11 protein-coding genes are annotated in these 13,572 nt (G+C 66.3%); 3 read left to right on the top strand and 8 right to left on the bottom strand.

Annotated features, from left to right (window positions below; translation table 11 throughout):
• Positions 1–5 precede the first annotated feature (5 nt).
• The 3 genes from nirB to RhoFasB10_RS07530 all read right to left on the bottom strand — a co-directional run bounded on the left by nirB (position 6) and on the right by RhoFasB10_RS07530 (position 5,406).
• The gene (gene nirB / locus RhoFasB10_RS07520) at positions 6–2,537 is read right to left on the bottom strand and encodes a nitrite reductase large subunit NirB (RefSeq protein WP_167675836.1); all 2,532 of its coding nucleotides are present in this window, start codon (positions 2,535–2,537) and stop codon (positions 6–8) included.
• Positions 2,534–3,958: a nitrate/nitrite transporter gene (locus RhoFasB10_RS07525; RefSeq protein WP_068421442.1), complete on the bottom strand. Its 1,425-nt coding sequence runs from the start codon at positions 3,956–3,958 to the stop codon at positions 2,534–2,536. Before RhoFasB10_RS07525 ends, nirB begins: the two co-directional genes overlap by 4 nt.
• A 197-nt stretch (positions 3,959–4,155) precedes the next feature.
• A complete protein-coding gene (locus tag RhoFasB10_RS07530) occupies positions 4,156–5,406 on the bottom strand; it encodes an MFS transporter (RefSeq protein WP_167675838.1) in 1,251 nt (416 codons plus the stop codon).
• Between the two features lie 99 nt (positions 5,407–5,505).
• On the opposite strand from RhoFasB10_RS07530, the gene RhoFasB10_RS07535 reads away from it, so the two are divergent.
• Complete coding sequence (locus RhoFasB10_RS07535; protein ID WP_068421445.1) at positions 5,506–6,168, top strand: FadR/GntR family transcriptional regulator; 663 nt, start codon at positions 5,506–5,508, stop codon at positions 6,166–6,168.
• Between the two features lie 16 nt (positions 6,169–6,184).
• On the opposite strand, the gene RhoFasB10_RS07540 is transcribed toward RhoFasB10_RS07535, so the two are convergent.
• The 3 genes from RhoFasB10_RS07540 to RhoFasB10_RS07550 form a co-directional block, all read right to left on the bottom strand.
• Positions 6,185–7,039, bottom strand: coding sequence for a TIGR02569 family protein (locus RhoFasB10_RS07540; RefSeq protein ID WP_068421623.1), 855 nt, complete (start codon positions 7,037–7,039; stop codon positions 6,185–6,187).
• 78 nt (positions 7,040–7,117) lie between these two features.
• Positions 7,118–8,293: an adenylyltransferase/sulfurtransferase MoeZ gene (gene moeZ / locus RhoFasB10_RS07545; RefSeq protein ID WP_068421448.1), complete on the bottom strand. Its 1,176-nt coding sequence runs from the start codon at positions 8,291–8,293 to the stop codon at positions 7,118–7,120.
• 38 nt (positions 8,294–8,331) lie between these two features.
• On the bottom strand, positions 8,332–9,504 hold the full coding sequence (locus RhoFasB10_RS07550) for a DUF3152 domain-containing protein (RefSeq protein ID WP_068421626.1): 1,173 nt from the start codon (positions 9,502–9,504) through the stop codon (positions 8,332–8,334).
• Positions 9,505–9,781: 277 nt separating this feature from the next.
• On the opposite strand from RhoFasB10_RS07550, the gene RhoFasB10_RS07555 reads away from it, so the two are divergent.
• Complete coding sequence (locus tag RhoFasB10_RS07555; protein WP_068421454.1) at positions 9,782–10,435, top strand: TetR/AcrR family transcriptional regulator; 654 nt, start codon at positions 9,782–9,784, stop codon at positions 10,433–10,435.
• Positions 10,436–10,514: 79 nt separating this feature from the next.
• On the opposite strand, the gene RhoFasB10_RS07560 is transcribed toward RhoFasB10_RS07555, so the two are convergent.
• Positions 10,515–10,739, bottom strand: a complete 225-nt coding sequence (locus tag RhoFasB10_RS07560) for a DUF3107 domain-containing protein (protein ID WP_068421457.1) — start codon at positions 10,737–10,739, stop codon at positions 10,515–10,517.
• A gap of 126 nt (positions 10,740–10,865) precedes the next feature.
• Positions 10,866–11,585: a ferritin-like fold-containing protein gene (locus RhoFasB10_RS07565; protein ID WP_068421460.1), complete on the bottom strand. Its 720-nt coding sequence runs from the start codon at positions 11,583–11,585 to the stop codon at positions 10,866–10,868.
• A 345-nt stretch (positions 11,586–11,930) separates the two neighbouring features.
• Here RhoFasB10_RS07565 and RhoFasB10_RS07570 point away from each other — a divergent pair, with 345 nt between their 5' ends.
• Positions 11,931–13,562 (top strand): DEAD/DEAH box helicase, encoded by a 1,632-nt coding sequence (locus tag RhoFasB10_RS07570; protein WP_346764364.1) that lies wholly within the window; start codon positions 11,931–11,933, stop codon positions 13,560–13,562.
• The last annotated feature ends 10 nt before the right edge of the window (positions 13,563–13,572 follow it).

Genomic DNA, 13,572 nt, shown 5'->3' on the forward strand with positions numbered 1-13,572 from the left:
ATGCGTCACGCGCCGACTCGGGGCATTCCCATCAACACGGGAACCTTGCGCTGACCACTGTCGTCGAACGAAATGGTCTGGTCCGCCTCGTCGGGTGCGTTGACGAACGAGACGAACCGGCTCAGCTTCTCCTCGTCCTCGAGGACACCCGCCCACTCGTCCTTGTATCCCGCGACGTGGCGTTCCATGTCGGCCTCCAACTCGGCGCCGATTCCGAGGCTGTCCTCGACGACGACCGCCTTCAGATGGTCGAGGCCACCGTCGAGGGATTCGAGCCACGGGGCGGTGCGCTGCAGTCGGTCCGCGGTGCGCACGTAGAACATGAGGTACCGATCGATGTAGCTGACGAGCGTCGCGTCGTCGAGGTTCGACGCCAACAGCTGCGCGTGCTTGGGCGACTGTCCACCGTTGCCACCGACGTACAGGTTCCAGCCGCCCTCGGTCGCGATGACGCCGACGTCCTTGCCCCGCGCCTCGGCACATTCGCGTGCGCAGCCGGACACACCGAACTTGATCTTGTGCGGGGAACGCAGTCCGCGGTAACGATTTTCCAGTTCGACGGCCATGCCGACCGAGTCCTGCACGCCGTAGCGGCACCAGCTCGACCCGACGCAACTCTTCACCGTCCGCAGCGACTTGCCGTACGCCTGGCCGGATTCCATCCCCGCGTCGACGAGTCGTTTCCAGATCGCCGGAAGCTGTTCGACGCGTGCGCCGAACAGGTCGATCCGCTGACCACCGGTGACCTTCGTGTACAGACCGAAATCGCGGGCGACCTCGCCGATGACGATGAGCTGTTCGGGCGTGCACTCGCCACCGGGCATGCGCGGCACCACCGAGTAGGTCCCGTTCTTCTGAATGTTGGCGAGGAAGTGGTCGTTGGTGTCCTGCAGCGACGCCTGCTCCCCGTCGAGAATGTGGTCCGACGACGTCGACGCGAGAATCGATGCGACGACGGGCTTGCAGATGTCGCAGCCGGTTCCCGTCCCGTACTTCGCGACGAGAGAGGAGAAGGTTCGCGTGTTCGTGGCACGGACGATCTCGAACAGCTCGGCGCGCGACTGAGAGAAGTGCTCGCACATCGACTTCGACAACACGACGCCCGACGCCGCGAGCAGCTGCTTGATCGACGGGAGGCAGCCGCCGCACGTCGTGCCTGCCGTCGTGCAACTCTTGACCGAGGCGAGGTCGCAGGCGCCGCCCTCGATAGCACCGCAGATCGCACCCTTCGTCACCCCGTTGCACGAGCAGATCTCGGCGTCGTCGGGCAGTGCACCGATGCCAACGGACTCGGCCGCGGGCGAGATCAGCGACCCGGGATCGCCCGGGAGTTCGCGTCCGACAAGCGGTCTCAGAAGTGAATATGCCGTCGCATCGCCGACGAGGATGCCGCCGAGCAGCGTCTTGGCGTCGTCGGACACGACGAGTTTCGCGTACGTACCCTTCGGTGCGTCGCTGAACACGACTTCGAGCGCACCGGGCGTCGCGGCCATCGCGTCACCGAAGCTGGCGACGTCGACGCCCATGAGCTTGAGCTTGGTGGACATGTCGGCACCCGGGAATTCGGCTGCGCCCCCGAGCAACCGGTCGGCGACGACCTCGGCCGTCGAGTATCCGGGTGCGACGAGACCGTAGCATCGACCCTCGACGGCAGCGCACTCACCGATCGCGTAGACGTCGGGATCCGCTGTGCGGCAACCGGTGTCGACCATGATGCCGCCACGTGCGCCGACCTCGAGACCACAATCGCGTGCCAGCTGATCCTGAGGCCGCACACCTGCCGAGAACACCACGAGGGCGGCGTCGATGACCGTGCCGTCGGACAACTCCACCGACAGTCCGGCGCTGTCGTTCTCGGCGATGGACGACGTACCGACTCCCGTGTGAACGTACAGTCCGAGATCGGTGACGAGACGCGCCAGCAGTGCGCCGCCACCCTCGTCGACCTGCAACGGCATGAGCCGTGGTGCGAATTCGACGACGTGCGGCGTCATGCCCATCTTCTTCAGTGCATTCGCGGCTTCGAGCCCCAGGAGGCCACCGCCCACGACGATGCCGACGGCTCCCGGCCCGGCAGCGTCGGCGCGAGCGCGAATGCGGTCGAGGTCGTCGAGCGTGCGGTAGACGAAGCACCCGTCAAGGTCGTGGCCGGAGATCGGCGGTACGAACGGGTAGGACCCCGTCGCGAGGACCAGGGCGTCGTAGTCGACGGTGTCGCCGAGCGACGTCGTCACGGTCTTCGCCGCACGGTCGATACTGTCGGCGCGCACTCCGAGCCGCATCTCTACGGCCGTGTCACCGAGATAGTCGTTGCCCGCGAGTGCGAGCTCCTTGTGATCCCAGCTACCGACGTAGGACGACAGACCGACACGGTCGTAGGCCGGCAACGCCTCCTCGCACAGAACGGTGATCTTCCAGTCGGCGGCCTCGTCACGCGCACGCAGCGCTTCGACGAACCGGTGACCGACCATTCCGTGTCCAACAACCACCGCGTTCTTCACGAGAGGTCCTTTCGATGTGTCGAGTTCGAGAGTCATACCGCTGCAGCCGAATTCGCGGGGCGCTTGCGCAGGTAGACCGCCCAGGTGACGCCGCAGCAGAGGACATAGAAGGCCAGGAAGACCCAGAAGGCGGTCGTCGCGGATTTCGCCTCACCCGAGTACGACGCGCGGAGAACGAGATTGATGCCGACACCGCCCAGAGCGCCGATGGCGCCGGCGATTCCGATGAGCGCACCGGACATCCTGCGGGACCAGTGCTGCTGCTCTTCGATCGTCGTTCCCTGCAGTTCGACCGACTTGGCGGCGAAGATGGCAGGGATCATCTTGTAGACCGAGCCGTTTCCGAGGCCGGACAGCAGGAACAGCAGGATGAATCCGACGACGAACAACGCCATCATCGTTCCGCTCGCGGCGCCCGCGGTGTTGTCGTCCCACGTACTCGCGGCGACGAGGATGCCGGTCGAGAAGACCATGGCGACGAACGTGTACAGCGTGATCTTCCCGCCGCCGATCTTGTCGGCGAGTTTGCCACCGAACGGACGCGAGATCGATCCGAGAAGCGGCCCGAGAAACGCGATCTGGGCTGCGTGCAGCGACGCCTGTGCCTGCTGCGCGGCCGTCGCGGGTGCGCCGTCGGTCAGCCCAGCCAGGAAGTTGATCTGCAGAACCTGACCGAACGCGAAGCTGAAGCCGATGAACGATCCGAACGTGCCGATGTAGAGGAACGCGATCCACCACGAGTCGGAGAACCGCAGCACGTCGATCATGGAGCGCCCGTTGGTCTTCTGGTTCTCCAGGTTGTCCATGAACAAAGCTGCGCCGACCGCGGCGATCGCGATGAACACGAGATACACGGCACAGACGATCTCGGGCGCGGTGTTGCCCACGGTTGCGATGACGAGCAGACCGATCAACTGGATGACGGGCACGCCGATGTTGCCACCGCCCGCGTTGAGGCCGAGCGCCCATCCCTTCTCACGCTGCGGGTAGAACGCGTTGATGTTGGTCATCGAGGACGCGAAGTTGCCGCCACCGAGTCCCGCGAACGCGGCGACGATCATGTACGTGGTGTACGACGCCGGATTCAGCATGAAGTACATCGTCAGCACCGTCGGGACGAGGAGCACGAGAGCGCTGAAGATCGTCCAGTTACGTCCGCCGAACTTGGCCGTCGCGAACGTGTAGGGAATGCGCAGAATGCCGCCGACGAGAGTCGGGACTGCGACCAGGAAGAACTTGCCCGCCGCGTCGATGCCGTACACCGACACCGGCATGAACAGCACCATGACCGACCAGATGGACCAGATCGAGAAGCCGACGTGCTCGGCGACGACCGACCAGATCAGATTCCGCTTCGCGATGTCCTTGCCGCCGGCCTCCCACGCCTCGATGTCCTCGGAGTTCCAGTAGCTGATGCGATGGTTCTTCGACACCGGAACCGTGCCCGGTTTCGGCACTGCAGACGAAACAGCGTCGGCGGGGACAGTACCGGCTGGCAATGCCTCGGGGGTGCTTGTCACGTAGGCCTCCTGATCGGGTGTGTGCACCGAATCTAGGAAAGCCATGTTGCGCGGGCGCTGCCCGCGATGACCTCGCGATTAACTTGGTCTCACGTTCGGCAGAAGCCGAACGTGAGATAGACGGCGACTTCCCGTCACCAGGTGTCCTCGAGCATCCGAGGCCGGCAGCAGAAGTAGCCGGCCACGAGCAGCACGGCGACACAGACGGTCAGCACGAGGACGGGCACGCCCCATCCCCCGGACACCGAATGCAGCAGACCGAACGACAGCGGGCCCATCGACGAGACGACGTAACCGAGGCCCTGTGTGAAGCCGGACAGACCCGACGAGCCTGCCGGGGTGCGAGTGCGCAGGTTCATCAGCGTCAACGACATCGGGAACGTCAAGGTGCCGAGACCGAGCAGACAGACCCAGACGACGGTGCCCGACGCCGGCGACCAGTGCAGACCGGCGAATCCGACGAGGTAGAACACGGCAGCCACGACGACGAGTCCGTACGGGTTGCGCAGACGCGCGCACAGCGACGGCGCACCGAGCGACGTGACGAGACCCATGGCACCGAACGCGGCGACGGATGCGCCTGCCGCAGCCTCGCCGATTCCGGCGTCGGTCAGCAGCGTCGGGAGCCAGGTGAGCATTGCGTAGGTGATGAACGAGGTCATCGCGAACATGCCGACCATTCCCCAGGCGAGCGACGAACGCCAGATGCGTCCCGTCGACTCCTCGTGGACCGCAGCCGACCCTTCTTCCCCCGACACGTCCGCCACGTCCCTGCCCCGACGCGCGAGAACGACTCCCAGCCACGGCACGGCCGCCGCGAGCCCGACGACGGCCCAGACTCCGATCGAGATGCGCCAGCCGTGCGCATTCGCGACCGGAACGGCGAGCAACGGAGGAGCCAGCGTGCTGATCTGCATCGCGCAGATGTACATCGTGCTGACGACGGCGAGCCGGTCGGAGAAGTAGCGCTTGACGAGCGGCGGGATGACGACGTTGCCGATTCCCATGCCCGCCAACGCGAGAGCGGACAGAACCAACAACGACACGGTCCCCGGCGCGAACGCGCGCACGGCCATGCCCACCGTCGTCATCGTCATCGCGATCAGTGCAGCGCGCTCGAGTCCGGTGCGCTTCGCGATCACGGGAGTGAGCAGACCGAACACGGCGAACATCGCCGGCGGCAACATTCCCACGAGACCGATGACTCCGGACCCGAAGTGCAGATCGTCACCGATACGACCGAACAACGGGCTGATACTCGTGACGGCCGCGCGCAGCGTCAGCGCCGAGACGATGATCGCCGCGAACACCAGAATTCGGCCACGAAGGAGTCGGGTCGATTCGGAGTGTTCGGAGGTCTCGGTGACGACGGCGCTGGTACCCACGCGTTGAATCATAGGATGACCGGATCATCGGCCGCAAAGCGTTAAACTAGCGGCCGATCGCGCAGAACCCGGGGCGCGAAGACCGACGGGGAGTCCAACGTGCAGCAGGTACAGCGTTCCAGCCTGATCTCTCAGGTGACGGCGCAGCTCCGTGACGAGATCGTCTCGAAGCGATGGCCTGTCGGGTCACGGATACCGACCGAGCCCGAGCTGTGCGAGATGACCGGAACGGGGCGCAACACGGTCCGCGAAGCCGTTCAGGCGCTCGTGCACGCAGGGATGGTCGAGCGTAGGCAGGGATCGGGGACGTTCGTCCTGGCCACCTCGGACCTCGGCGGCACTCTCGGAAAGTACTTCGCCGACGCTCTCGACCGCGACGTCACCGAGCTCCGACGCGCTCTCGAGGTCACCGCGGCGATGCTCGCCGCCGAACGCCGCGACGACGAGGACATCCGCGCGTTGACAGAAGCGCTCGCGAACCGGAACGAATCGATGAGCGGCGGCGTCACCGTCGAGGCGATCGCCGTCGACGCGCTGTTTCACCGTGCCATCGTCGCGGCCAGCCACAATGCCGTCTATCTGGAGTTCTACGACTCTCTGCTTCCGGTCATCCAGCAGGCCATGCTGCATCACCTCGTCGCACACGACCTGAATTACGACGCCGAACACATCGCCCTGGTCGACGCGATCGTCGACGGCGATGCCGATCGGGCAGGTCAGGCCGCCCAGGTGCTGTTCGACGAACTGGTCCGCGAGGCCTGAACGCCCGCCGGCGAACCTAGAGCAACAGCCGAACGAGATCGGCGCTGCGCGCCAGACCGGGAAACGCCTCGGGCGTCGACCGCGCGTGCAGTGCGTGCACCGCGAAGCGGAAGATCAACGCACGGAGCAGCATCTGCGGCCACTCGGGCAAGTCCTCCCAGCGACCGACCAGAGCATCGTCCGCACCGCCCCACGAGATCGCGTCGACGACGGATACCGCCGCCGCCCACGCCGCCGGTCGCCAGTACGGAGTGATGTCGGTGATGCCGGGGGCGTCGCTGCCCTCGAACAGAACGGTGCCGAACAGGTCGCCGTGGACCAGCTGATCCGGCGATTCGACGGGTTTGCGCAGGCTCGCGAGCTGCTTGATCAGCTCCAGACTCTGTTTGCCGTCGTCGGAGGTCACTTCGGGCGCACCAGCGCCGCGCGCGGCACGCAGTGGAACCGCCTCCCACGCGGCACGGTCGGCGACCGCGAAGACGTCGACGTCGGCCCACGGCGCGACCGGGAGCTGCGACAGGAACCGCGGCCTGTCCAGCTGAGCCGTCGCGGCGTGCAGGCGAACCGACATCGAGACGACCTCGTCGTGCCGCGGCTCGGGTGAACCCTCGATGAACGTGTCCGCGCGCCAACTGCTGACGACGTAACGCCCGTCGGTGGATCGCACCGGCCGAGCGAGTCGAACCCCGTCGACCACCAAGTTCTCGCGCACCTTGGCCGACCACGCCGCACGGGCGTGGTCGGCAACGGGCGACAGCACGACGTCGCCGAGCCTCCAACCACCGTCCCAATCGGCCCCGAGCGGGATGGGAGGCACGTCGCGCAGCCCGAACGTGGAGATCACGTGCTGAGGGGGTTCCACAGAGCTCACGTCTGTCACGCTACCGTCGACCGCCCGCACCCCGGCGCAGGCGCGCGACGCACGAACCTCACGAGTAATCGACCCCACTCAGTACTGCGGCAGGCTCGGATCCACCTGTGCTGCCCACGCGACAATTCCACCCTGGAGGTGGACGGCGTCGCCGAAACCCGCCTCGTGCAGCACCGCGAGTGCCTCGGCCGAGCGGATACCGGTCTTGCAGTGCAGCACGATCCGACGGTTCTGCGGCAGCTCGGCCAGTGCCTCACCCGACAGAATCCGGCCCTTGGGCACGAGTGTTGCGCCGTCGATATGCGCAATGTCCCATTCGACCGGCTCGCGTACGTCGATGAGCGCGACGTCGTCGGAGCCCTTCATCAGCGCGGCCAATTCCGCCGGGGTGATCGTCGACCCGTCCGCGGCAGCCGCGGCCTCGTCGGACACGACCCCGCAGAACGCGTCGTAATCGACCAGTTCGGTGATCGGTGTTCGGTCCGGATCGCGTTGCACCCGCAACGTCCGGTAGTTCATCGACAGGGCGTCGTAGATCATCAACCGACCGAGCAGCGTCTCGCCGATGCCGGTGACGAGTTTGATCGCTTCGGTCACCATGACCGAGCCGACCGACGCGCACAGCACGCCGAGAACACCGCCCTCGGCGCAGGACGGCACCATGCCGGGCGGCGGCGCCTCGGGATACAGATCCCGGTAGTTCAGGCCGACGCCACCGGGTGCGTCCTCCCAGAACACCGACACCTGACCTTCGAACCGGTAGATCGAGCCCCACACGTACGGCTTGTGCGCGAGTACGGCCGCGTCGTTGACGAGGTACCGGGTCGCGAAGTTGTCCGTGCCGTCCAGAATCAGGTCGTACTGTTCGAACAACGCCACGGCGTTGGTTCGATCGAGTCGGAACTCGTGCAGCCGGACGTCGACGCCGTCGTTGATCTCGCGTATCGACTCGGCCGCGCTCTGCGCCTTCGATCGGCCCACGTCGGACCGACCGTGGATGACCTGACGCTGAAGGTTGGACATCTCGACGACGTCGTCGTCGACGATGCCCAGCGTGCCGACGCCTGCCGCGGCCAGATAGAGGAGTGCGGGCGAGCCGAGGCCACCCGCACCGATGACCAGCACACGGGCGTTACGGAGTCGACGCTGACCGAGAGTGCCGACGTCGGGAATGATGAGGTGCCTGCTGTAGCGCGCGACGTCCTCGTGGGACAGCGGCGCCGACGGTTCCACCAGCGGGGGCAGCTGGACCATGTCGTTCGTTCTCTCTTTCAGCGCGGGCGTCGACCAGGTCAGCTACGCGGGTAGGGCCAGGGATTGAACCGGCAGGTCTTGCCGTCCATCGGCACGACGCCTTCCGGATCGAGCCGGGCGATGTCGTCGTTGGCGGTCCCGAAGGTCTGCTGCATCATCACCGGCGCCAAGCCTCCCTCGGTCTCGCACGGTTGGTGCTGCTGATAGCCGATGGCGTGGCCGACCTCGTGATTGATCTGATACTGACGATACGAGCCGATGTCGCCCTGGAACGCGATGGCACCGCGCACCCAACGCGGCTCGTTCAGCACGACACGTCCGATCCCGGGGTTGTAGCAGGAGACCTCGAGCTGGATGTCGTACCCACACGCCTGCCGGATGCTCATCTGCGATGTCAGCGAGATGCGGAAGTCCGGTTCACCCGAATCCACACGACGGAAGGCGAATCTCGGATCGTTGGTCCAGCTCTTCGGGTTGGCGAGCGTCTGATCGACGAGACGGCCGAACGACTCGTCGCCTCCGAAACCGACGGTGTCGACCCCGTCCTCCACCTCGACCGTGTAGGTGAACACGCGCTCGGTACCTTGACCGACCTGCGGCGTCGTTCCCGCAACGGTGTGCCACGTGCCCGCGCCCTGCACGGCGAACGGGCCGCCGTCGGGCAGATCTCCCGACGGAATCGAGTCCGCGAAGTTGCCGTCCGCGGCCGGCGGAACACCGATGACGTCGGTCGAACCGGTCGTGTCGGTGCTCAGCGCGCCGAACCCGGGATCGGCGGACTGATTCGTACCACCCGCCGTGGTCGTCGCCGGATCACCGGTACGAACGGCATCGAACACGACCAAGGCCGTCACGACCAGAAGAATCGGAATGGCGTACGCACGCCAGCCGTACACCGACGCGAACTTGCCGAGCTTGCTCTGCTTCTTCGCCTGACGTTCCGGGCGCGGCGACCGTGTGCGGGGCTTGCGCGGCTCGGTACGCGTCGTGGGATCCCATTGCGCACGCAACGGCTGATGGGAACCACGCGAACCCACGTCGCGCGGAAAATCGTCCGGGTCACCGTCGTCGAACTCACGGCGCATGTCGCGCTCGGCGCGGCGCGCTCGGCCACCGACAGTCGAGTACTGCCGGTCTCGTTCGGTGTCACGGGAGTCGTCGGCGCTCGATCTGTTCCTTCCGCTGCGCCGCGGCCCACCTCGGTCAGTCACCACGCCAGAATCTCACAGTCGTCGACATCCTCTGTTCGCCGCGCCGAAATCAGTGACACGGAACAACCGGCCGGTCTCCAAACCGACCGGCAGGTCGCGGCGTCGGCAACCGAAGATCCGGGCGTCGGCGGACGACCCGCGGGCGGTCGTATCGGACGTACCGTTGCCGGGAGGTATCGTTGCCACGATCTGCACTACCCGAATTCGAGACGACACCATCTCGGCCCAGGGTCCCCCACAACGGGTGCAGAGACGAATGCGGATGGGATCGAGCACTATGACTGAAATCGCGGATCGGACGTCCACGGACCGTCCGGCCCCCACGGCCGGCCGTCGCAGCGCGCGGCTGCCCCGCGATGCGCGACGCGCACAACTCCTGGCGGCAGCGAGCGAAATATTCGTGACCCGCGGCTATCACGCGTCGGGAATGGACGAGATCGCCGAGTGCGCGGGCGTCAGCAAGCCCGTCCTCTACCAGCATTTCCCCGGCAAACTCGAGCTCTACCTCGCAGTCCTGCAGAGCTACGTCGACACGCTGATCTCCGGGGTCCGTCAAGCGCTGCGCTCGACGACGGACAACCGCAAGCGCGTCCGGGCGGCCGTACTCGCCTATTACGACTTCGTGGACACGGACTCCCAGGGCTTCCGTCTCGTCTTCGAGTCGGACCTCATGGGCGAACCTCAGGTCAGCGCACGCGTCGAACAGGCAACCGAGGCGTGCGTGGACGCGGTCTTCGACCTCGTCGCCCACGACTCCGGCCTCGATCCGTACCGAGCACGCGTACTGGCGGTCGGCCTCGTCGGCGCAAGCCAGTTCACGGCGCGCTACTGGCTCGAAGCGGACCGGCCCATCTCGAAGGAAGACGCAGTGGACACCACGGTCTCGCTGGCGTGGGGTGGTCTGTCGCACGTGCCGTTGCAGTCTCCGTAGTTCGACTCCGCCCGAGTACCCGCAGACGACCGAGGCCCCGTATCGATTCGATACGGGGCCTCGCGTTCGTCCACGACGTCTAGGTGGCGAATCCGACCTTGCGAGCGTCGGCGGGGCCGATCTCGACGTAGGCGACCTTCGAGGTGTGGATCAAAAACTTGCGGCCCTTCTCGTCGACGAGCGACAGCACGCCGTCCTTGCCCTCGAGCGCCGTGGCGACGAGCGCTTCGACCTCGTCGGGCGACTGAGCGCTGTTCACCACGAGCTCGCGAGAGCTTTCCGACACACCGATCTTGACCTCCACGGCCAACCTCCGAACTCCTAGAGAAACTTCAGCTGCTTCGCCCAGGCTAGTGCAGCCGGACCGACCCACGCGCGCGACTGGCACGTGCTGTCAGCGAACACGCGCACGGCCGCACGACGAGAGAACTCAGACGAGGCCGAGGACCTTCATGCGTTCGGCGTGCTGCTCCTGCATGCGGTCGAACAGCGCAGCCACGCCGTTCAGATCTCCCGACGCCGTGATGACGAGATCGGTCAGTTCCTCGCGCTGGGCCAGCACGTACTGCGCCTGGGTGATCGCTTCACCCAGCAACCGCCTGCCCCACAGCATCAGTCGCGCCTTGTCCTGCGAGCTGGCTTTCACTCGCGTCGAGACCTCGTGGACGACGAACTCCGAGTGGCCGGTCTCGGCGAGCACCTCGCGGACCGTGGTAGCGACGGCCGGATCGAGGGTGTGCGCGATCTCGCGGTAGAAGTCGGCGGCCAACCCGTCGCCGACGTGCGCCTTGACCAGCGTTTCCATCCAGGTCGACGGGTTCGTCGAGGCGTGATATTCGTCGAGCGCGCGAACGTACGGGTCCATGGCGGTGTAGACGTCGATGCCGCGATCGGACAGCGCCTGCACGAGGGTCTCGAAGTGGTTCATCTCGGCGGCGGCCATGCTCGCGAGTGCGACGCGTCCCTGCATCGTGGGTGCCATGCGTGCGTCCTCTGCCAGACGGTAGAACGCCGAGATCTCGCCGTACGCCAGCACAGCCAGCAGCTCGGCGACACCGGGATGGTCGTACGCGATCCGAGGTTCGTCGGTATCGCTCCCGACCGTTGTCGACGGGTCGGTGGTCACGGCGTCTGGCGAGTGGGCTCCCATGACGGCAATCTTAAGGCTCGGACGCGCCCGTCACATGTGTCGTTCGGGCATGCGAAAGCTCACACCGTCCTGCCACGTCGACGCGGTGGTCGGACGCCTCGATACCCGCTTCGCGGGCTCGGCAAGTTACCATGGTCCTCGGATCGACGCGCGGACCGAAGACACGGACCGATTTTCACCGCGAAGATTCACGACAATGTGTGCGCACCCGCCCCGGGTCGCTCCGACTGCTTCGCCGATCGTGTGTCTATTTCCGACACGGCTGAGGCTCGCTGCGACATCACATCGGGACGAGGGCATCGACTTCGGCCGGCAATAGGCCTGTGCCCTTCTTCGTGCGTACGTGTGACCACGAGGAAGGCCAGAACCCTGAGCAAGATCATCGTCGACCAGGAAACCGAGACCGGCGACACCACGTTGTCCGCACAACTCGACGACACACACGTTCCGCCCACATTCGCCGAACTGGGAGTTCGCGACGACATCGTCCGCTCCTTGAAAGAGATCGGCATCGAGCGCACCTTCGCGATCCAGGAGTTGACGCTCCCGCTCGCGCTCGCAGGCGACGACCTCATCGGCCAGGCACGCACCGGCATGGGCAAGACGTTCGGATTCGGCGTGCCGTTGCTGCATCGCGTCGCGACCACCGACTCCGGTACGACGCCGCTGGACGGCACCCCCCGAGCTCTGGTCATCGTGCCGACGCGCGAGCTGTGCATCCAGGTCAGCGCCGACCTCGCCAACGCGTCGAAGCACCTGAAGTCGTCGAACGGGCCGGTGAAGATCCTGTCGATCTACGGCGGCAAGCCGTACGAGACGCAGATCAGCGCGCTGCAGAAGGGCGTCGACGTCGTCGTCGGCACGCCGGGACGACTCCTCGACCTCGCGAAGCAGGGCCACCTGATTCTCGGCAAGATCGGAGTCCTCGTACTCGACGAGGCCGACGAGATGCTGGACCTCGGTTTCCTACCCGACATCGAACGCATTCTCGGCATGGTCCCCGACGGACCGTCGGCGGGGTCGACCCACGCGGGCCGTCAGACGATGCTGTTCTCCGCCACGATGCCCGGCCCGATCATCACCCTGGCACGCACGTTCCTGACGCAGCCGACGCACATCCGCGCCGAAGAGGCCGAGTCGTCCGCCGTGCACGACCGCACCACCCAGCACATCTACCGCGCCCACGCTCTCGACAAGGTCGAGATGGTGTCCAAAGTCCTGCAGGCGAACGGCCGCGGCGCGACGATGATCTTCGTCCGCACCAAGCGCACCGCGCAGAAGGTCGCCGACGAGTTGCTCGAGCGTGGCTTCGCCGTCGGCGCCGTCCACGGAGACCTCGGCCAGATCCAGCGCGAGAAGGCACTGAAGAAGTTCCGGAGCGGCAGCATCGACGTGCTCGTCGCCACCGACGTCGCCGCGCGCGGTATCGACATCGACGACGTCACCCACGTCATCAACTACCAGTGCCCCGAGGACGAGAAGACCTACGTCCACCGCATCGGTCGCACCGGCCGCGCCGGACGCACCGGCATCGCGGTGACCCTCGTCGACTGGGACGACATCCCCCGCTGGCAGGCCATCGACAAGGCGCTCGACCTCGGCACGCCCGACCCGATCGAGACGTACTCGAGCTCGCCTCACCTCTTCGACGACCTCGACATCCCCACGGACGTCACCGGTTCGATCAAGAAGACGCCGGAACCGAAGGTCGAGGCATCCGACGCAGGCACCGCCGAGAACGACGACGCAGCCGACGCCGACGCCGACGCGGCCCGATCGAAGCCGCGTCGTACCCGCAACCGGACGCGCACGAGGGCAGGCAAGCCCACTGCTCGCCGCGCGGACGCAGGCGAGACCGCCGACAACGGCTCGGAGAGCGCTCCCGCCGACGCCGGCACCGAGGCTGCCCCGCGACGACGCCGTCGTCGTCGCCGCTCCCCCGCGTCGGCCGCACCCGCGCAGACCGCGTCGGAGTAGTCTCTCTCTT

This window comes from Rhodococcus sp. B10 (assembly GCF_011770055.1).
Lineage (GTDB): Bacteria > Actinomycetota > Actinomycetes > Mycobacteriales > Mycobacteriaceae > Rhodococcoides > Rhodococcoides kyotonensis_B.

Excerpts from the sequence above, each read along its gene's own strand:
- nirB (WP_167675836.1), bottom strand. The coding sequence starts at position 2,537 with ATGACTCTCGAACTCGACACATCGAAAGGACCTCTCGTGAAGAACGCG.
- moeZ (WP_068421448.1), bottom strand. The coding sequence starts at position 8,293 with ATGGTCCAGCTGCCCCCGCTGGTGGAACCGTCGGCGCCGCTGTCCCAC.
- RhoFasB10_RS07555 (WP_068421454.1), top strand. The coding sequence starts at position 9,782 with ATGACTGAAATCGCGGATCGGACGTCCACGGACCGTCCGGCCCCCACG.
- RhoFasB10_RS07565 (WP_068421460.1), bottom strand. The coding sequence starts at position 11,585 with ATGGGAGCCCACTCGCCAGACGCCGTGACCACCGACCCGTCGACAACG.